The 18,656-nt window shown below is 63.1% G+C and carries 15 protein-coding genes; 7 read left to right on the top strand and 8 right to left on the bottom strand.

The features are described from left to right. The first annotated feature begins 99 nt into the window (after window positions 1–99). The 3 genes from lipB (at window position 100) to JOD47_RS15205 (ending at window position 2,684) form a co-directional block, all read left to right on the top strand. Window positions 100–822 (top strand): lipoyl(octanoyl) transferase LipB, encoded by a 723-nt coding sequence (gene lipB / locus JOD47_RS15215; protein WP_204535535.1) that lies wholly within the window; start codon window positions 100–102, stop codon window positions 820–822. Further along, window positions 819–1,820 carry a lipoyl synthase gene (gene lipA, locus JOD47_RS15210; protein WP_056547190.1) on the top strand — a complete coding sequence of 334 codons (1,002 nt, stop codon included), beginning with the start codon at window positions 819–821 and terminating at the stop codon, window positions 1,818–1,820. Before lipB ends, lipA begins: the two co-directional genes overlap by 4 nt. A gap of 90 nt (window positions 1,821–1,910) precedes the next feature. Beyond that, window positions 1,911–2,684, top strand: a complete 774-nt coding sequence (locus tag JOD47_RS15205) for a DUF4191 domain-containing protein (RefSeq protein ID WP_204535533.1) — start codon at window positions 1,911–1,913, stop codon at window positions 2,682–2,684. 13 nt (window positions 2,685–2,697) lie between these two features. Here the strand turns inward: JOD47_RS15205 and JOD47_RS15200 are convergent, their stop codons facing one another. Then, a complete protein-coding gene (locus JOD47_RS15200; RefSeq protein ID WP_204535531.1) occupies window positions 2,698–3,135 on the bottom strand; it encodes an RDD family protein in 438 nt (145 codons plus the stop codon). Between the two features lie 308 nt (window positions 3,136–3,443). On the opposite strand from JOD47_RS15200, the gene glnA reads away from it, so the two are divergent. After that, complete coding sequence (glnA, locus tag JOD47_RS15195; RefSeq protein WP_204535529.1) at window positions 3,444–4,868, top strand: type I glutamate--ammonia ligase; 1,425 nt, start codon at window positions 3,444–3,446, stop codon at window positions 4,866–4,868. 89 nt (window positions 4,869–4,957) lie between these two features. On the opposite strand, the gene JOD47_RS15190 is transcribed toward glnA, so the two are convergent. Further along, the gene (locus JOD47_RS15190) at window positions 4,958–7,975 is read right to left on the bottom strand and encodes a bifunctional [glutamine synthetase] adenylyltransferase/[glutamine synthetase]-adenylyl-L-tyrosine phosphorylase (RefSeq protein ID WP_204535527.1); all 3,018 of its coding nucleotides are present in this window, start codon (window positions 7,973–7,975) and stop codon (window positions 4,958–4,960) included. A 17-nt stretch (window positions 7,976–7,992) separates the two neighbouring features. After that, on the bottom strand, window positions 7,993–9,333 hold the full coding sequence (locus JOD47_RS15185) for a glutamine synthetase family protein (protein ID WP_204535525.1): 1,341 nt from the start codon (window positions 9,331–9,333) through the stop codon (window positions 7,993–7,995). A gap of 189 nt (window positions 9,334–9,522) precedes the next feature. On the opposite strand from JOD47_RS15185, the gene panB reads away from it, so the two are divergent. After that, window positions 9,523–10,389: a 3-methyl-2-oxobutanoate hydroxymethyltransferase gene (gene panB / locus JOD47_RS15180; protein WP_204535523.1), complete on the top strand. Its 867-nt coding sequence runs from the start codon at window positions 9,523–9,525 to the stop codon at window positions 10,387–10,389. A 14-nt stretch (window positions 10,390–10,403) separates the two neighbouring features. Here the strand turns inward: panB and JOD47_RS15175 are convergent, their stop codons facing one another. Further along, entirely contained in the window at window positions 10,404–10,568 is a 165-nt protein-coding gene (locus JOD47_RS15175) for an SPOR domain-containing protein (protein ID WP_157359053.1), read from the bottom strand. A 65-nt stretch (window positions 10,569–10,633) separates the two neighbouring features. On the opposite strand from JOD47_RS15175, the gene map reads away from it, so the two are divergent. Next, window positions 10,634–11,512, top strand: a complete 879-nt coding sequence (gene map / locus JOD47_RS15170; RefSeq protein WP_204535521.1) for a type I methionyl aminopeptidase — start codon at window positions 10,634–10,636, stop codon at window positions 11,510–11,512. Window positions 11,513–11,588: 76 nt separating this feature from the next. Then, window positions 11,589–12,416, top strand: a complete 828-nt coding sequence (gene ppgK, locus JOD47_RS15165; RefSeq protein WP_204535519.1) for a polyphosphate--glucose phosphotransferase — start codon at window positions 11,589–11,591, stop codon at window positions 12,414–12,416. Window positions 12,417–12,467: 51 nt separating this feature from the next. Here the strand turns inward: ppgK and nrdR are convergent, their stop codons facing one another. The 4 genes from nrdR to dnaE form a co-directional block, all read right to left on the bottom strand. Beyond that, window positions 12,468–12,968 (bottom strand): transcriptional regulator NrdR, encoded by a 501-nt coding sequence (gene nrdR / locus JOD47_RS15160; RefSeq protein WP_204535517.1) that lies wholly within the window; start codon window positions 12,966–12,968, stop codon window positions 12,468–12,470. 135 nt (window positions 12,969–13,103) lie between these two features. Continuing rightward, on the bottom strand, window positions 13,104–14,456 hold the full coding sequence (gene hisD, locus JOD47_RS15155; protein ID WP_307836330.1) for a histidinol dehydrogenase: 1,353 nt from the start codon (window positions 14,454–14,456) through the stop codon (window positions 13,104–13,106). 55 nt (window positions 14,457–14,511) lie between these two features. Continuing rightward, the gene (locus tag JOD47_RS15150; RefSeq protein ID WP_204535515.1) at window positions 14,512–15,033 is read right to left on the bottom strand and encodes a hypothetical protein; all 522 of its coding nucleotides are present in this window, start codon (window positions 15,031–15,033) and stop codon (window positions 14,512–14,514) included. A 25-nt stretch (window positions 15,034–15,058) separates the two neighbouring features. Next, window positions 15,059–18,625 (bottom strand): DNA polymerase III subunit alpha, encoded by a 3,567-nt coding sequence (gene dnaE / locus JOD47_RS15145; RefSeq protein ID WP_307836329.1) that lies wholly within the window; start codon window positions 18,623–18,625, stop codon window positions 15,059–15,061. Between the last annotated feature and the right edge of the window lie 31 nt (window positions 18,626–18,656).

Raw genomic sequence — 18,656 nt, 5'->3', positions numbered from 1 at the left:
CAAGTGTTGGCTAATCCCGTTGGCGGCGCAGAAGTTATCCACACCCCGGCTAAGAACCACGAATGTGGGATCGTCCCCGCCCGGGTCTACCCTTGAGGAATGACGCTGGAGTTCTCCCGAATCGGATTCGATCCCCACTTCGTCGACTACCTCGAAGGATGGGACCGCCAGAAGGCCCTGCATGAGTCGGTGATCGCCGGAACGTCGCCGAGCACCGTTCTCCTCCTCGAACACTCACCGGTCTACACTGCAGGCAAACGGACCGAGGAACATGAGAAACCCTTCGACGGCACCCCCGTGGTTCCGGTAGACCGGGGAGGCAAACTGACCTGGCATGGCCCGGGCCAATTGGTCGGGTACCCCATCCTTGCGCTTCCGGAACCGACGCGTGTTGCCGACTATGTCGAAATTCTCGAGGACGTCATCATCGCGGTCCTCGACGATTACGGAATCACAGGACGTCGCATCGAGGGCAGGTCAGGGGTCTGGGTATCAGCTGATTCGCGGCGCCCGGCACGCAAGATTGCTGCCATCGGGATCCGCATCAACAGGCGGGTAACCATGCACGGTTTCGCAGTCAATTGCAGCAACGATCTCGCGCCGTTCGCGCAGATCGTGCCCTGCGGTATTACGGATGCCGGTGTCACGAGCATTTCCGAGGAGATCGGCCGCTCGGTATCACCGGCCGACATCGTTTCGCGCGTTGAAGAGGAACTGCGCAAGAATGAGACGTCGCTGGTGCTCGGTACCGAGGGCAATCTCCAGCCAACCGAGACAGCACAGGCCGTCGGCAACGACCGGCCGGAAGGAGTCTTACTGTGAGCCTGGCCCCCGAGGGAAGGCGCCTCCTGCGCGTCGAAGCACGGAACGCCGCTGTTCCGGTAGAGCGCAAGCCCGATTGGATCAAAGCCAAAGTCAACATCGGTCCCGAGTTCGTAGGGATGAAGAACCTTGTGAAGAAGGAAGGCCTGCACACCGTCTGCGAGGAAGCAGGGTGTCCCAACATATTCGAGTGCTGGGAGGATCGGGAGGCAACGTTCCTGATCGGCGGTTCAGAATGCACCCGGCGGTGCGACTTCTGCCAGATCGACACCGGCCGGCCGGCGCCTCTTGACCGCAGCGAACCTTTCAAGGTCGCTCAGTCAGTGCAGACGATGAACCTGCGCTACGCGACGGTGACCGGGGTGGCACGCGATGACCTTGAAGACGAGGGGGTGTGGCTTTACGCGGAAACGATCCGTCAGATCCATTCGCTCAACCCGGGAACCGGCGTCGAGATTCTGATCCCCGATTTTTCCGGTAAACCCGAACACATCGCCGGTATTTGCGACGCCCGGCCGGAGGTTTTCGCCCACAATGTGGAGACGGTCCCGCGTATTTTCAAGCGCATCCGTCCCGCCTTCCGCTATGAGCGGTCGATGGACGTCATCACGCAGGGCCGGGACCACGGCATGGTCACGAAGTCGAATCTGATCCTCGGGATGGGTGAAACCCGGGCGGAAATCTCCGAAGCACTGCGCGACCTCCATTCCGCGGGTTGCGACCTGATTACGATCACCCAGTACCTGCGCCCCAGCGAACGCCACCTTCCGGTGGATCGCTGGGTCAAGCCGCAGGAGTTTGTGGAGCTTCAACAGGAGGCTGACGAGATCGGTTTCCTCGGTGTCATGAGCGGTCCACTGGTGCGATCTTCCTACCGCGCGGGCCGTCTTTGGGCGCGGGCGATGCGGAAGAAGGGGCTCGAATTGCCCCCTGAACTTGCCCATATTGAAGATTCAGGAAGCACGCTGCAGGAAGCTTCGAGCCTCATTCCCGGCTGACCAGGTGCCACCGGGCGCAAGCCTTTCGTCGGACGTTCGCGCTGCGCGCGGACGTCCGACGCGCTAGGTATCCCGTAGACTTAATGCACTATGGCCAACAGTACTGACAACAGCTCAACCGCCACCTCCGACGCAGACGGACCGGGCTCGCGGCGCCGCCTCTTCTCACGGAAGCCGAAGGCAGACAAGCCTCCCAAGAAGCCGGGAACGCTGAAGCGCATCGGCGAGGTGTTCGCGATGACGCGGCGCAATGATCCAAACGTCATCTGGATCATGCTGCTGGCGTTCCTGGCCGTAGTTGCCGTCGGACTGCTCATCGGGTTCCTGATCCGCAACGTCGTGACCATGCTCATCATTGCCATTCCCCTGGCATTTCTCGCTGCACTCTTTATCCTGTCGAGGCGAGCCGAACGAGCTGCGTTCTCGCAGATCGAGGGAAAACCCGGCGCATCCGGAGCGGCCCTCAGTGTCCTGCGCCGCGGCTGGATCCTGAAGGATGAACCGGTTGCAGTCAACGCCCGCACCCAGGACGCCGTCTTCCGTGCAATTGGGCGTCCCGGCATAATCCTCGTGGCAGAAGGACCGGTGAACCGGGTCAAGCCGCTGGTCAATGCTGAACGGGTCAAGATGAACAGAATCGTGCCCGGCGTGCCAGTTCAGGTTGTTCACGCCGGCAACGGCGAAGGCCAGGTTCCCCTTCAACGCCTCTCGAAGAAACTTCAGAAGATGAAGAAGAATCTTACCCGCCAGGAAGTCTCGGCCGTTGACAAGCGGCTGAGCGCTTTGGGTACCCGGATGCCGATTCCCAAGGGCGTGGACCCGTTCAAGGCCCGCCCGGACCGAAAGGCGATGCGCGGCCGCTAGGCTGGCGGATTCCCTAAATCCGTACCAGGGCGGTTCCGACGGCTCGGTCATGTAAACCGCGCTGATCCTCATCGAAGACAACCGCCGGAATCACCAGGCAGATGAGCAGGGTACGAACAATCGCTGCTCCCAGCCCTGCGGGTTTACCCTCCAGCCGCTGGACCTGCATGCCGAAAGTGCGGTGTCCGACGCTGTATCCGAGTGTCCCGACGAGGAGCATCTGTTCGACTGCGAAGATGCCGAGCGTCGCCGTGCCGTCGTATCCGAAGAACGCCGCGGAAATCAGGCTGCAGAGCGCCCAGTCAATAGCGAGGGCGCCAAGCCGGCGTCCGGGGCGGGCAATTGAACCTGCGCCATTCCTCGGCCTGCCCAGGCGCTGTCCCGGCCAATGGCCGTCACCCCGCGACGGCGGTCCTTCCAGCCATGAACCAATGTCTCTGCGGTCAACCACCGCTCCACTCTATCCTGCGAAGTCTCCGGGTACCCGGCTCTGCTGCCCCGCTTGCCCAGCGGAATCCTGACCAGCTGAACACAGTGCTTATTCGAAGGGCAGCGGTGCTACCGATAGGGTGGAACAAGAGCACGTATGCGTAGCTGCCGGCATAAGTTACATGCCGGAAACATTTGCGACACCAGTGGGTAACTGCGCATTCATAGTGTGGAGGCTGTTGCGACCGCAGCAGGTCAACCCTTGTGGCGTCTCCCCCGCGCTACCGGCCCCGGTCGCTCTTCCCGAATATGCGTAAGGAGCATAATCCGATGTTCAAGAATGCGGACGAAGTCCTCAAGTACATCGCCGACGAAGATGTGAAGTTCGTCGACGTCCGTTTCACCGACCTCCCGGGCGTGCAGCAGCACTTCAACGTCCCGGCGAAATCGGTTGACGCCGACTTCTTCGTCCACGGCCAGCTGTTCGACGGATCCTCGATCCGTGGATTTCAGGGCATCGCCGAATCCGACATGCAGCTGATTCCCGACGTCACCACCGCATTCATCGATCCGTTCCGGATTGAGAAGACGCTTGCGCTGAATTTCTCCATCGTCAACCCCCGCACGGGCGATCCGTACCATCGCGATCCGCGCGGGGTTGCAGAGCGCGCCGAAGCCTACCTGTCCTCCACAGGCATCGCGGACACCGCGTTCTTCGCTTCCGAGGCGGAGTTCTACATTTTCGAGAACATCCAGTATGAGTCCAGCCCTCAGGGCAGCTTCTACAAAGTTGACTCAATCGAAGCTCCGTGGAACAGCGGCCGTGAGGAAGTTGGCGGAAACCTCGGCAACAAGACCCCCTTCAAGGGCGGCTATTTCCCTGTTGCTCCGGTCGACAAGCAGGCCGACCTCCGCGACGCGATGTGCGTCGAACTGGACGCCGTGGGTCTCGAGGTTGAGCGTTCGCACCACGAGGTGGGCGGCGCGGGACAGGCGGAAATCAATTACAAGTTCACCACGATGGTCCATGCCGCCGATGACCTGCAGAAGTTCAAGTACATCGTCAAGAACGTCGCGAATGCTTGGGGGAAGTCCGCGACCTTCATGCCCAAGCCCATTTTCGGTGACAACGGTTCCGGCATGCACTGCCATCAGTCGCTGTGGAGCAACGGCGAGCCGCTGTTTTACGATGAGCGCGGATATGCGGGCCTGTCGGACCTCGCACGCTGGTACATCGGCGGTGTCCTGAAGCATGCATCGGCTGTGCTCGCGTTCACCAACCCGACCGTGAACTCCTACCGCCGCCTGGTGAAGGGATTCGAAGCTCCCGTCAACATGGTGTACTCGCAGGGCAACCGCTCCGCAGGTATCCGCATCCCCATCACCGGTTCCAACCCGAAGGCCAAGCGCATCGAGTTCCGCGCTCCGGACCCGTCGTCCAACCCGTATCTCGCCTTCGCCGCCCAGCTGATGGCCGGCCTGGACGGAATCAAGAACCGGATCGAACCCGCCGATCCCATCGACAAGGATCTCTACGAACTCCCCGCAGAGGAGGCCAAGGATATCCAGAAGGCCCCCGGTTCCCTTGAGGAAGCGCTGCTGGCTCTGGAAGCCGACAACGAGTTCCTGCAGGCCGGAGGTGTCTTCACCCAGGACCTGATCGACACCTGGATCGCCTACAAGCGTGAAGTGGAGATCGCCCCGCTTGCTGCACGCCCGAACCCCTATGAGTTCGAGCTGTACTACGGCGTCTAGTCACCACGCACCGTGAACAGCAGCAGGGCCGCACTCCGGTGCGGCCCTGCTGCTGTCTAACTGCTGCTGCTCACGGGAGTCCGACGACGTCAATCGCCGTAGCCATAGAAAGAGCGCTCGAAGATCGCACGGCTCCGCCGGGTCAACCGCAAATAGTCCTCCTCGAGCAAGGTCCCCTGCCCCGGGCCGTAACCGCACCAGCGGGCCACCGCTTCGAGGTCCCGACGGGAAGAGGGCAGCAGGTCCGACTGCCTTCCTCCCCACACGGTGTTTGCCGCCCTTACCCGCGAGGCGAGCCGCCAGGCCGAACGGAGGGTGGCGACGTCGTCGGCCGGCAGGAGCGCCTGCTCCTCGACCGCGTCCATCGCCTGAAGGGTCGACGTCGTTCTCAATGACGGCAAGCCGTCCGCATGCTGCAGTTGCAGCAGCTGGATAAGCCACTCAACGTCGCTGAGGCCGCCCCTGCCCAGCTTCACATGACGTGAGGGATCGGCACCCCGCGGCAGCCGCTCAGACTCCATCCGCGCTTTGAGCCGGCGTATTTCCCGCAGGTCCCCCTCCGTCACCTCCCGTTCGTAGCGCAGAGGGTCAATAAGCTGCAGGAAATCGGAGGCCAGCCTGTCGTTTCCCGCCATGGGCGAGGCCCGCAGCAGTGCCTGGGATTCCCAGACCAGCGACCAGCGCCGGTAGTACTCGCGGAATGACTCGAGCGAACGCACCATCGGGCCCTGCCTACCCTCCGGGCGCAGGTCTGCGTCGATCTCCAGAACCCGCTCGGCCATGATCGGAGGCGTGCAGGGCTGCTGCAGGAGCTGCCGCAGTTGACCGACGATCCGCTCGGCCTGCGTCTGCGCAGCAGCTGGATCAGCTCCGTCGCGCGGCCGGTGGACATACATGACATCGGCGTCGGAACCGTAGGTAATCTCCCGCCCGCCCTGGCGCCCCATGGCAACGACGACGACGTCGGTCAGCGCCTGCTCCCCGGCGTACACGTCCGCTTCAGCAACGTTGAGAGCACCAAGAACAGCGGCGCGGTCCGCATCGGCCAGCGCAGGACCGACGTCCTCCTGCTTGAGCAGCCCCGAGCTGTCCGCAATGGCGATCCGCAGGATTTCACGGCGGCGAATCAACCGGATGAGGCGCATCGCCTCCTTCGGTGCGGGGTGGCGGGACATCTTTGACTGAATTTCCTGCCATTGTGTTTCGAACGCAAGGGGCATCAGCTCCTTGTCCGAGCCCAGCCATTTTGTTGACTCTGGAGAGACCTCCAGCAGGTCCGTGATGAATCGGCTGGAGGACAGGATGTGGCACAGCCGCTCCGCCGCGGCCTTGGAGTCCCGAAGCATTCCGAGGTACCAGTGCGTCTCCCCCAGCGCTTCGCTCAGGCGTCGGAAGCCCAACAGCCCCGCGTCCGGGTCCACACCGTCCGCCAGCCAGTCAAGCAGGACGGGCAGCAGCTGCCGTTGCAATGCCGATCTCCGGCTGATCCCCGTAGTGAGTGCCTCAATATGGCGCAGGGCCCCGCGCGGGTCCAGGTAACCGAGAGCGGCGAGACGGGCGCGGGCTGCCTCCGGCGTCAACCGGACCTCATCGGCGCTGAGATTCGCCGCAGCGTTGAGCAGCGGTCGATAGAAGATGGCTTCATGCAGGCGGCGCACCAGGCGTTTGGTCTGCTGCCACTCTTCGGTAAGCGCAGCTGCGGTGGGCCGGGTCTCCAGCAGCGAACTCGCTGATGACTTGGCAAGCGCCTTCAGGCTCGCTTCGTCGTCGGGCATCAGGTGGGTGCGGCGCATCTGAACCAGCTGGATGCGGTGTTCGAGGACGCGCAGGAAGCGGTAGGCCTGGTCAAACTGCTGGGCATCCCGGCGGCCGATATAACCAGCTGCGCTCAGCGCCTCAATGGCCGACGTGGTGGCGCGGGTCCTGAGCGTCTCGTCGACTTTCCCATGGACCAGCTGGAGCAACTGCACCGTGAACTCAACGTCCCTCAGCCCACCTGCCCCAAGCTTGAGCTGCCGGTTGACTTCGTGGGAGGGAATGTTGTCGGTGACCCGCCGGCGCATCGCCTGGACGGACTCGACGAAACCATCGCGTTCCGATGAAGCCCAGACGAGGTCGGACACCGCCTCGGCATAGCGCGCGCCCAGAGCCGGGTCACCCGCAATAGGGCGGGCCTTGAGCAGCGCCTGGAACTCCCAGGTCCGCGCCCAGCGCGCGTAGTACGTCAGGTGGGAGTCCAGGGTGCGGACCAGCGGGCCGTCCTTACCCTCAGGTCGGAGGTTGGCGTCTACCTCCCAGAGCCCGGGTTCCCGTCCGGCCGATGTCACCGCCCGCGAAATGCCGGCGGCCAAAGCGGTCCCGATGCGCACAGCCGTCTCTTCCTCGAGCCCCTCGGCCTCGATGACATAGATGACGTCGACATCGGAGATGTAATTCAGCTCTCCGGCTCCGCATTTGCCCATTCCGATCACCGACAGCCGGACGGCCGCAACGTCTGCGGCCGGGAAACTGGCTGCCAGCTCCGCCCGTGAGACGGCGAGGGCTGCCTCGAGTGCCGCTGCGGCAAGGTCGGACAGCTCCTGGCCGACCGCGGGTAGAAAATCAGTCGGTGACGCTGCGCCGAGGTCGCGTATGGCCAGCTCTGTAAGGTGTCGGCGGTAGCCTGTGCGCAGGGCGCGGTACGCTTCTTCTCCTGTTACCGCTGCGACGGGGTTGTCATCTCCTGCGTCAGCGCCCACCGATTTCAGCAACGAGTCCCGCAAGACCGCGGCGTCTACCCTTCCGGGCTCCGCACTTGTCCCGACGCTGACCAGGTCGGAGTGTTCCGGATGGCGCATGAGGAATTCAGCGAGCGCTTCCGAGGCTCCGAGCAAACGGAAGAGGGCTTCCGCGCTGCCGTCCCCAAGCCGTACGAGGTCGCCCAGTTCGGGTTGTACCGCGAGGAGGCGAACGAGGGATTGGAGTGCCAGGTCCGGGTTAGCCGCGAGCGTAAGCCCGGCGAAGAGCCGGTCCTCCGGTATGTCGGCAAGTTCTTCCGCGGCGAGGAAGCGGGTGCTCTTGTCGAGGTCGGTGAAGCCTCTGCTGATCAGTTCCCTGTTCAGGCTCATGTACAGCGTCCTTCGTGCTAGAGAATGCCGAGGTTGCGCCTGAGCTCGTAGGGGGTTACCTGGATCCGGTAGTCATGCCACTCGGCGCGCTTGTTGCGGAGGAAGTTCTCATAGACCTGCTCGCCGAGGATCTCAGCCACCAGCTCCGAGTCCTCCATGGCCCGCACAGCGTCATGAAGGCTTGCCGGCAACGGATCGTGGCCCATGGCGCGCCGCTCCGCGGCTGTCAGGCTCCAGACATCGTCCTCCGCTCCCGGCGGCAGGTCATAGCCTTCCTCGATTCCCTTCAGCCCGGCACCAAGCAGCACCGAGTAGGCGAGGTAGGGGTTTGTGGCGGAATCTATGCCGCGGTATTCGATGCGGGCGGACTGGCCCTTGTTCGGCTTGTACAGCGGAACGCGTACCAGCGCAGAACGGTTGTTGTGACCCCAGGAAAGGTAGCTTGGTGCTTCCCCGCCACCCCAGAGGCGCTTGTAGGAGTTGACGAACTGGTTGGTGACAGCCGTGAACTCCGGTGCATGGCGAAGGATGCCCGCGATGAACTGACGTGCCGTCCTGGACAACTGGAATTCGGCACCGGCTTCGAAGAATGCGTTGGTGTCCCCCTCGAACAGCGAGAAGTGCGTATGCATCCCGGAGCCCGGGTGATCGGAGAAGGGCTTGGGCATGAAGGTCGCATAACTGTCCTGCGTCAGCGCCACCTCCTTGATGACGGTGCGGAACGTCATGATGTTGTCGGCAGTCTGCAGCGCATCGGCGTAGCGCAGGTCGATTTCATTCTGTCCCGGTCCGGCCTCGTGATGGCTGAACTCGACCGAGATACCGACAGATTCGAGCATCGCGACCGCGGTCCGCCGGAAATCCTGCGCCACACCGCCCGGTACATGGTCGAAGTACCCCGCCTGGTCCACCGGAACAGGCTGGCCGTCAGGTCCGAGCTCATCGGACTTGAGAAGGTAGAACTCGATCTCTGGATGGGTGTAGCAGGTGAATCCCATATCTGCGGCTTTGGCGAGGGTCCGTTTCAGCACACCGCGCGGGTCAGCCGATGACGGCTGGCCGTCCGGAGTCAGGATGTCGCAGAACATCCTGGATGTCTGCTCTTTTTCACCGCGCCAGGGCAGGATCTGGAACGTCGAGGGATCCGGCTGGGCAAGCATGTCGGACTCGAAGACCCGGGCGAGGCCCTCGATCGAGGATCCGTCGAAGCCGAGGCCTTCCTCGAAAGCACCTTCAACTTCCGCGGGAGCAAGGGCAACTGACTTCAGCGAACCGACGACGTCGGTGAACCACAGCCGGACAAAGCGGACGTCGCGTTCCTCGATGGTGCGTAGGACGAACTCCTGCTGCCGATCCATTCCAACCTCTTTCCCACTTGCCCGTTTGTCTGCACGACCTCCCGCACAACCGGGTGCCTGCTCCCGGTCCGCTGCTCACTTTACTGACAATGCGCGCTCAACGCGGGCACCGGCATGCGCGGGACCGTACCCGTCCAGTATGTCCCGCTTGTGTTACGCCGGCGTTACCCGTGAAGTAGGCTCGTGGTCATGAATTCCGCGGAAACTTCAGCCCCCTACGGAACCGGATCCCAGCATGAAGGTACCCCGTCATCCCAGCCCGTGCCGCGGATCCGGACACACCATCTTCAAGCGGCGAAAGACAGCGGCCGGCGGTTTGCCATGCTTACCGCCTATGACCAGTACGCAGCAGAAATTTTTGACGCCGCCGGCATCGAGGTGCTGTTGATCGGGGATTCCGCCGCAAATAATGTTCTCGGCCACGCCACCACTCTGCCGATCACTCTCGATGAGATGATCCTGTTCTCCCGGGCCGTCACACGGGGAGCCAAGCGCGCTCTTGTGGTGGCTGATCTGCCCTTTGGGAGCTATGAAGTCTCGCCGGCGCAGGGCGTGGAATCCTCGGTCCGTCTCATGAAGGAAGGGCTGGTTCATGCGGTGAAGATGGAGGGCGGAGCTCACTATGCGGAAACGGTCCGCGCCATTGTCCGCGCAGGCATTCCCGTCATGGCCCATGTCGGCTTCACGCCGCAGAGCGAGCATTCCCTGGGCGGCTACCGTGTGCAGGGAAGGGGCGAGACTGGCCGGCAGGTGATTGATGATGCCGTCGCCGTCGCAGAGGCGGGTGCCTTCTGCGTCCTGATGGAGATGGTGCCGGCGGATGTCGCCGCTGAGGTGGACCGAATGGTCAGCGTGCCCACCATTGGCATCGGGGCGGGTTCGGCGACCACCGGCCAGGTACTGGTGTGGCAGGACATGGCCGGCCTGCGCTCAGGCAAGCAGGCCAAATTCGTCAAGCAGTTCGCGGATGTCCGCTCCGTGCTTTCGGATGCCGCGCGCGCCTACGGCGATCAGGTACGGAACGGAAGCTTCCCCGGTCCCGAACACAGCTTCTAGCAGGTTCCGGGAAGCTACTCCTCGTCCTGTGCGTCCCACGCGCGGTTGCGCTCCTGGACCTTCTCCGGTGCCCGCTCGGCTTCTGCCCGCGTGGGATACGGACCAATGAGTTGGCTCCAGTCAGACTGGGCATCTTCTTCAACCTCGTGGGTCCGAACGTTGTACCAGTACTGCACCATCGCTGCCTCCTCAGTCTTGCTTTCACTTTCGGCTCCGGTGGTTCCACACCGATAGGATCAAGAGTATGTCCCAGCATTCCTCCACCGCACCCGTCGGCACGCTCATCGGGGGGACTCTCAGCCCTCCCCGCAAGGTGCCGCGCTCGATCGAGCGCCCGGAGTATGTGGGCCGTCCCGGACCTGCCCGGTTCGAAGGATCCGAGGTCAAGTCGGCTGAAACAATCGAAAGAATCCGCCGGGCCGGGAAGATCGCCGCCCAGGCCATCCGGGAAGTCGGCCGGCACATCGAGCCAGGCGTCACCACTGACGAGCTTGATGCAGTCGGGCACCGGTTCCTGATCGATCACAACGCATACCCGTCCACTCTGGGCTACCGTGGATTCCCTAAGTCGTTGTGCTCTTCGCTTAACGAGGTCATTTGCCACGGCATACCGGACTCGACCGAGCTCCGCGACGGCGACATCATCAACATCGACATCACCGCCTACATCGACGGTGTGCACGGGGACACCAACTACACCTTCCTCGTCGGAGAGGTCGACGAGGAGTCACGCCTGCTGGTGGAGCGCACCGAGGAGACACTCAATCGGGCCATCAAGGTTGTCGCCCCCGGACGTGAAATAAACGTCATCGGCCGTGCCATTGAGTCCTACGCGAAGAGATTCGGCTACGGTGTTGTGCGGGACTTCACAGGTCACGGAGTCGGGGAGGCTTTCCATACCGGGCTGATCATCCCGCATTATGATGCTGCACCGGCTTACAACCGGGTCATCGAGCCTGGGATGGTGTTTACGATTGAACCGATGCTCACCCTCGGAACCATTGAGTGGGACATGTGGCCTGATGATTGGACGGTTGTCACCAGGGATCGTAAGCGCACCGCCCAGTTCGAGCACACGCTCGTCGTAACTGAGACCGGCGCCGAAGTCCTGACGCTCCCCTAGCAAGACCAGCACCACCCTGCGCATCAACGGTAAGGCGCGGACCAACCAACACACCCGACACAATTCCTGGAGAAACATGGGCAAGAACAGCGGCAAGGCGAAGGGCGGCAGGAATCTGCCCGCCACAGTCATCGGAATCGACATCGGTGGTACCGGTATCAAGGGCGGCATTGTTGACCTGGCCGCAGGCGCCATCGTGGGTGAGCGGTTCCGTGTGGAAACGCCGCAGCCGGCCACACCGGAGGCTGTCGCCTTCGTCGTCGCCGACATTGTTGCCGAACTGTCCGTACGGGAGGGAGCGCCCCCTGCAGCGCTGCCGATTGGGGTGACGTTCCCGGCCATCATCCAGCACGGTGTGGCGCGCTCGGCGGCCAATGTGGATGAGAGCTGGATTGACACTGACGTGGACGCACTGTTCACCAAAGTGCTTGGGCGCGACGTGCACGTCATCAATGATGCTGACGCCGCCGGCCTTGCCGAGGTTCAGTACGGGGCCGGCAAGGGCGTCAACGGTACGGTGCTCGTGATTACACTCGGCACCGGAATTGGTTCCGCCTTCATCTTCGATGGAAAGCTGGTTCCAAACGCGGAGCTGGGCCACCTTGAAATAGACGGGCACGACGCAGAAACCCAGGCTTCAGCCGTAGCACGCGAACGGCTGGGGCTGGGTTGGGACGAGTACTCCGTCAAGCTGCAGCGTTACTTCTCCCACGTCGAATTCCTGTTTTCGCCTGAACTCTTCATTGTGGGCGGCGGCATCTCGAAGCGAAGCAAGGACTTCCTTCCCAAACTGTCGCTGCGCACCCCCATCATTCCTGCCGAGCTTCGGAACCACGCCGGCATCGTGGGAGCAGCGCTCCAAGCGGCGCTCCACTTCAAGAGCGAGCCGGTCGAGGCGAAGTAGCTGTGGTGCCGGTGGTGGCGTCGGCTTCCCCTCCGCAGCCACCACCGGAGATTATGTGGCCGTGAGCGGCCGTTGCGTACCCGACGGAACCTTGCCGGCCGCGTTCTCCGCTTCGCGTCGGAGCTTCTCGATAGCCTTTTCGAAGTCCTCGAGGGAATCAAAGCCTTGGTACACGCTCGCGAAGCGAAGGTAGGCTACCTGGTCCAGCTTCTGGAGCGGCCCAAGGATAGCCAGCCCGACTTCGTGGGCATCGATTTCTGCGACGCCGCTTGCACGAACGGCCTCCTCGACGTCCTGCGCCAACAACGCGAGGTCATCCTCAGTGACTGGACGGCCCTGGCAGGCCTTGCGTACGCCGCTGATGACTTTGCTGCGGCTGAAGGGCTCGGCGACCCCGGACCGTTTGATGACCGACAGGCTGGTGGTTTCCACGGTGGTGAATCGCTTGCCGCATTCGGGGCACTGGCGCCGACGGCGGATCGCCGATCCATCATCGGTGAGACGGCTGTCCACGACACGGGAGTCGGAACTGCGGCAGAACGGACAGTGCACTCCACCCTCGTTTCAACTCTGGCGATCAGCGTTTTCATTGGATCTGCCGCAACTTTCAGCGGCGCCGTGCACACCATTGTAGAACTAGATGTAGTGAAACTACAACCATGTGATTACTAGATGTGGTGGTTTACGTCAGGAAAAGCGGATCCTCACTGCGTCGCCGTGTCCCGGCAGATCCTCAGCCTGGGCGAGCTGGACGACGTGCTCACTGACCTCCCGCAGGGCGTCGACGCTGTAGTCGATGACCTGCATCGCCCGCAGGAAGGTAAACACGCTCAGCCCCGACGCGAAGGCCGCAGTGCCGGCTGTGGGCAGGACGTGATTCGAGCCCGCACAGTAATCCCCCAAGCTTACGGGACTGTAATCGCCCACGAAGATAGCCCCCGCGTTCTGGATACGGGCCGCCACCGCCGACGCCTGATCGGTGTGAATCTCCAGATGCTCGGCCGCATACGCGTCACACACTGCGATGCCGTGGTCGATGTCGTCCACGAGGATGGTGCCCGATTGGGCTCCGGCCAGCGCAGTTTCCACCCGGTCGCGGTGCCGGGTGGATTCGGCCTGAATCGACAACTCCGCGCGGACGGCGGCTGCCAGTTCAGCCGAAGGCGTGATCAGCACCGACGCGGCGTTCGGGTCGTGTTCGGCCTGGCTGATGAGGTCTGCTGCAACCAGCCTCGGCTGTGCCGACCGGTCGGCCAGCACCGCGATCTCTGTCGTGCCGGCCTCAGCATCAATGCCGACAATGCCTTTGACCAGCCGCTTCGCTGTGGCGACGTAGATGTTCCCCGGGCCGGTGACAACGTCAACCGGCTCAATCGCGGCACGATTCTCCTGACCCGACACACCGTGTGCGAAGGCGGCAATCGCCTGGGCACCGCCGATGCCATAGACCTCCTTGACGCCCAGCAGTTCAGCCGCTGCAAGAATCACCGGGTGCGGCAGTCCCCCGAATTCCTTCTGCGGCGGCGATGCCAGTGCAATGGATTCAACACCGGCTGCCTGTGCCGGCACCACATTCATGATGACCGACGAGGCGAGGACCGCAAGCCCCCCGGGGACATAGAGCCCTACCCTGCCAACCGGCACCCACCGCTGGGTAAGGGCTGCTCCGGGGCGGATGTCGACGACGACGTCCTGCGGCTTCTGCGCGAGGGCAAAGACGCGGGCGCGGTCAATGGACTCCTCCAGCGCCGCACGCACGTCGGGCGAAAGCGTCCGAAGCGCCTCACTCAATGCCTCGGCCGGCACCCGCGGGTGGAACTGCTCAACGCCGTCGAACCGCTGTGCCAATTCGCTGAGCGCGTCGAATCCGCGCGTCCGGACAGCAGTAATGATCTCTTCGACGCGCGGGGCGACCGAATCGAACGACGACGTGGTGCTCCGCGGCATAGCGGCCCGGAGTGCCGCTGGAGATAGATGCGTCCCGCGCAGGTCGATCGTGTGGAAGGCGTCGAATGATCCGGAGGCGGTCTGAGCAGTCACACCCGCAATTCTACCGGCGGCTGCTCCGGCTCCTGCCCACGACGGGAAGGTGGCGCTATCGGTTCCGCCGGATAAGCAGCAGCCCGAGCAGCGAGGCCAGGAAAACCACCAATGCTGCCGCTGCGGGCCAGACCAGAGCCACACCGAGGGAACGCAGCACAAATGGGAACTCGCCGTCACCGCCGGAGAACAGGGATCCGAGCCCCTGCCCAACCACCACGGCGAGGACCGAGCCCAGCAGGCTCCCGCCCACGGCCGCGCACACACGCTGCCAGGCGCCGGGCAGGTCGATGCGGTTTGTCAGCAGCCACCCGACAACGACGCCGGCCAGCAACTGCAGGCCGCCGAGCACCAGGTCCCGGATCAGCCAGGACTCGGCGTTCGCCCGGTCGCCATACAGTCCTCCGCCGGGAGATGCGAACCACCAGAGCACACCGAGCACCGGTCCGAGCAGTGTCATTGCCGCGGCCCACCAGAGCAGCGACGACGGCGGCACCGTCGTCTCGGCGGCGGGGCCGGCATAGACCGGTGGCGGATACGTACCGGACTCCGCCGCTGATTCCTGCATCCGTCTCATCTAACCGTTCCTCATCTGTCCGAACTCATGCATCGAGGCACGTGGGTCCAAGAAGCACCTTGAGGTCCCCAAACAGTGCGGGCGTGGGGTTCACCCGAAGGTCAACCGGCAGCGAAAGCACTGACATCTGGCGTTCCTTGCGGACATGCAGCCGCACCTCCGAGTTGCCACGGTGCTGCCTCAGCACTGAGCCGAGTTCATGGATCACCGGTTCGGTGGCCCTGTGGTGAAGCATGGAGATGACCACCGGGCCGGAGTGTCCCTCCGTCAGGTCCGGAACAGAGAGTTCCTGCGCGTTGAGGGTGACCGCGCCGTCGTCGCGCCGTTGCAGGCGTCCGCGGACCACCACGATCAGATCCTCCTCAAGCACCGACGCGATCGGTCCGTATACCTGGCCGAAGAACATCACTTCCATCGACCCGCCAAGATCTTCTATCTCCGCCCTGGCGTAGGCGTTTCCGCTGTTCTTCGCGATCCTGCGCTGCAGTGAGGTGATCATGCCCGCGATGGTGACGATCGCGCCGTCCGCCGGGCCGTCTTCGCTGATAACCGAGGTGATAGCGGAATCAGCATGCTGGCTGAGCAAGCCTTCCAGACCCTGGAGGGGATGGTCGGATACATAGAGGCCCAGCATGTCCCGCTCGAACGCGAGCTTGTCCTTTTTGGCCCACTCCGGCAGATCCGGAACCTCGACCGAGAGCCCGGTCCCGGCGCCCGGATCGTCGAAGGCGCTGAAGAGATCGAACTGGTTGGCGGCTTCGTTGCGCTTGAGCACGACGACGGAATCCACGGCTTCCTCGTGGATCATCGCCAGGGCCCGGCGCGGGTGACCCAGTGAGTCGAAGGCACCAGCCTTGATGAGCGACTCAATAGTCCGTTTGTTACAGACGACGGCGGGCACCTTCTGCAGGAAATCCGAGAAGGATCCAAACGCGCCCTTCTCCTCCCGCGCAGCCACCATCCCACCGACCACGTTTGCGCCGACGTTTCGAATGGCGCCCATCCCGAAGCGGATATCGGTTCCGACCGGGGTGAAGTTGACGCTCGACTCGTTGACATCCGGCGGCAGTACCGTGATGCCCATCCGTCGGCACTCGTTGAGGTAGATGGCTAGCTTGTCCTTGTCGTCTCCGACGCTGGTCAGCAGGGCCGCCATGTACTCGGCGGGATAATGCGCCTTGAGGAACGCCGTCCAGTACGATACAAGGCCGTACGCGGCGGTATGGGCCTTGTTGAAGGCGTAGTCGGAAAACGACTCAAGCACGATCCAGAGCTTGTCCATGGCCGACTGGGAGTAACCGTTCGCTTTCATGCCGGCGAAGAAGTCAGCTTGTTGCTTGTCCAGCTCGGACTTCTTCTTCTTGCCCATGGCACGGCGAAGCATATCCGCCTGGCCCAGAGTGAAGTTCGCCAGCTTCTGGGCAGCCGACATGACTTGCTCCTGGTACACAATCAGGCCGTAGGTGCCGCCGAGGATCTCCTCGAGTGGTCCCTCGAGTTCGGGGTGAATCGGCTCGATCTCCTGCATGCCATTCTTGCGCAGGGCATAGTTCGTGTGGGAGTTCACGCCCATGGGACCGGGTCGGTAAAGCGCGAGGACCGCGGAGATGTCCTCGAAGTTGTCGGGGCGCATGAGCTTCAGGAGGGACCGCATGGGCCCGCCGTCGAGCTGGAAGACGCCAAGGGTGTCGCCGCGCGCCAGCAGCTCATAGGACTCCCTGTCGTCGAGCTCAAGGTCTTCCAGAACGAGGTCCTCGCCCTGGTTGGCCTTGATGTTCTCGACGGCGTCGGTGATGATCGTCAGGTTCCTCAGGCCGAGGAAATCCATCTTGATCAGGCCGAGGCCCTCACACGTGGGGTAGTCGAACTGCGTGATGATCTGGCCGTCCTGGTCACGGCGCATGATCGGAATGATGTCGATCAGCGGGTCGGAGGACATGATGACCCCGGCCGCGTGCACGCCCCATTGGCGCTTCAGCCCCTCCAGTCCCAGGGCTGTCTCGAATACCTTCGCAGACTCGGCATCGGTCTTCAGGAGCTCGCGCAGTTCCTCCGCCTCCGAGAAGCGCTTGGCGTCCTTGTTGTGCACGTCCGCCAGTGCGAGGCCCTTGCCCATGACGTCCGGTGGCATGGCCTTGGTGAGGCGCTCCCCCGTGGAGAACGGGTAGCCCATGACACGCGATGAATCCTTGAGTGCCTGCTTGGCTTTGATCGTCCCGTAGGTGACGATCATGGCGACGCGCTCGTCGCCATACTTCTCGGTCACGTACCGGATGACCTCGGAGCGGCGGCGATCGTCAAAGTCAACGTCGAAGTCCGGCATGGAAACGCGCTCCGGATTGAGGAACCGCTCGAAGATGAGGCCGTGCTTCAGGGGGTCCAGGTCGGTGATGCGCATGGCATACGCCACCATGGAACCGGCACCTGATCCGCGCCCGGGACCCACCCGGATGCCGTTGTTCTTGGCCCAGTTGATGAAGTCGGCCACAACCAGGAAATAGCCCGGGAAGCCCATCTGCGTGATGACGCCGACCTCGAACTCCGCCTGCTTGCGGACGTCGTCCGGTACGCCTCCCGGGTAGCGGTACTGCAGGCCCGTCTCGACTTCCTTGACGAACCAGGACTGCTCGTTCTCACCCTCCGGGACCGGAAAGCGCGGCATGTAGTTGGCCTTGGTGTTGAACTCGACATCACACCGCTCGGCAATGAGCAGGGTGTTGTCGCAAGCGTCAGGAAAGTCGCGGAAGATTGCCCGCATCTCGGCCGGGGACTTGAGGTAGAACTCGTCGGCGTCGAACTTGAAGCGCTTGGGGTCCGCCATGGTGGACCCTGACTGCACGCACAGCAGTGCCGCGTGCGCCTTTGCGTCCTCTGCATGGGTGTAGTGGAGGTCATTGGTGGCTACAAGGGGAAGGCCCAGTTCACGGGCGAGTTTGATGAGGTCTGCCTGGACGTTCCGCTCAATATCCAGCCCATGGTCCATGAGTTCACAGAAGTAGTTTTCCCGACCGAAGATGTCGCGGAAGTCGGACGCCGCCTGAACTGCCTCCCGGTACAGGCCGAGGCGCAGCTTTGTCTGGACCTCTCCCGAAGGGCAACCGGTGGTGGCAATCAGCCCTTTGCCGTAGGTCTGGAGCAGATCGCGGTCCATGCGCGGTTTGTACAGGTAGCCCTCGAGCGAAGCAAGGGAGGACATCCGGAACAGATTGTGCATGCCCTCGGTCGTTTCCGACCACAGGGTCATGTGGGTGTATGCGCCCGCACCCGACACGTCGTCGCGTCCGCCGCCTCCCCATTTGACACGGGTCTTGTCCGCGCGGGCAGTGCCGGGCGTCAGGTAGGCCTCGACGCCGATAATCGGCTTCACTCCAGCATCACGGGCCTTGTTCCAGAAGTCGAACGCACCGAATACGAACCCGTGGTCGGTGGTGGCCAACGCATTCATGCCGAGTTCCGCCGTATGGCTGAAAAGATCGCTCAGGCGGGCGGCGCCATCGAGCATCGAGTACTCGGTGTGATTGTGAAGGTGGACGAAGGAATCCCGGGACGAAGCCGGGGCCACTGGGGATGAGGACGGAGCTGAGGAAACCACCGACTCATTCTAGCGAGCGCCGGCGACGCTT

This window comes from Arthrobacter tumbae (assembly GCF_016907495.1).
GTDB lineage: Bacteria > Actinomycetota > Actinomycetes > Actinomycetales > Micrococcaceae > Arthrobacter_D > Arthrobacter_D tumbae.
Note: the sequence above shows the minus strand (reverse complement) of the source record. Positions and strands in the feature narration are given on the sequence as shown.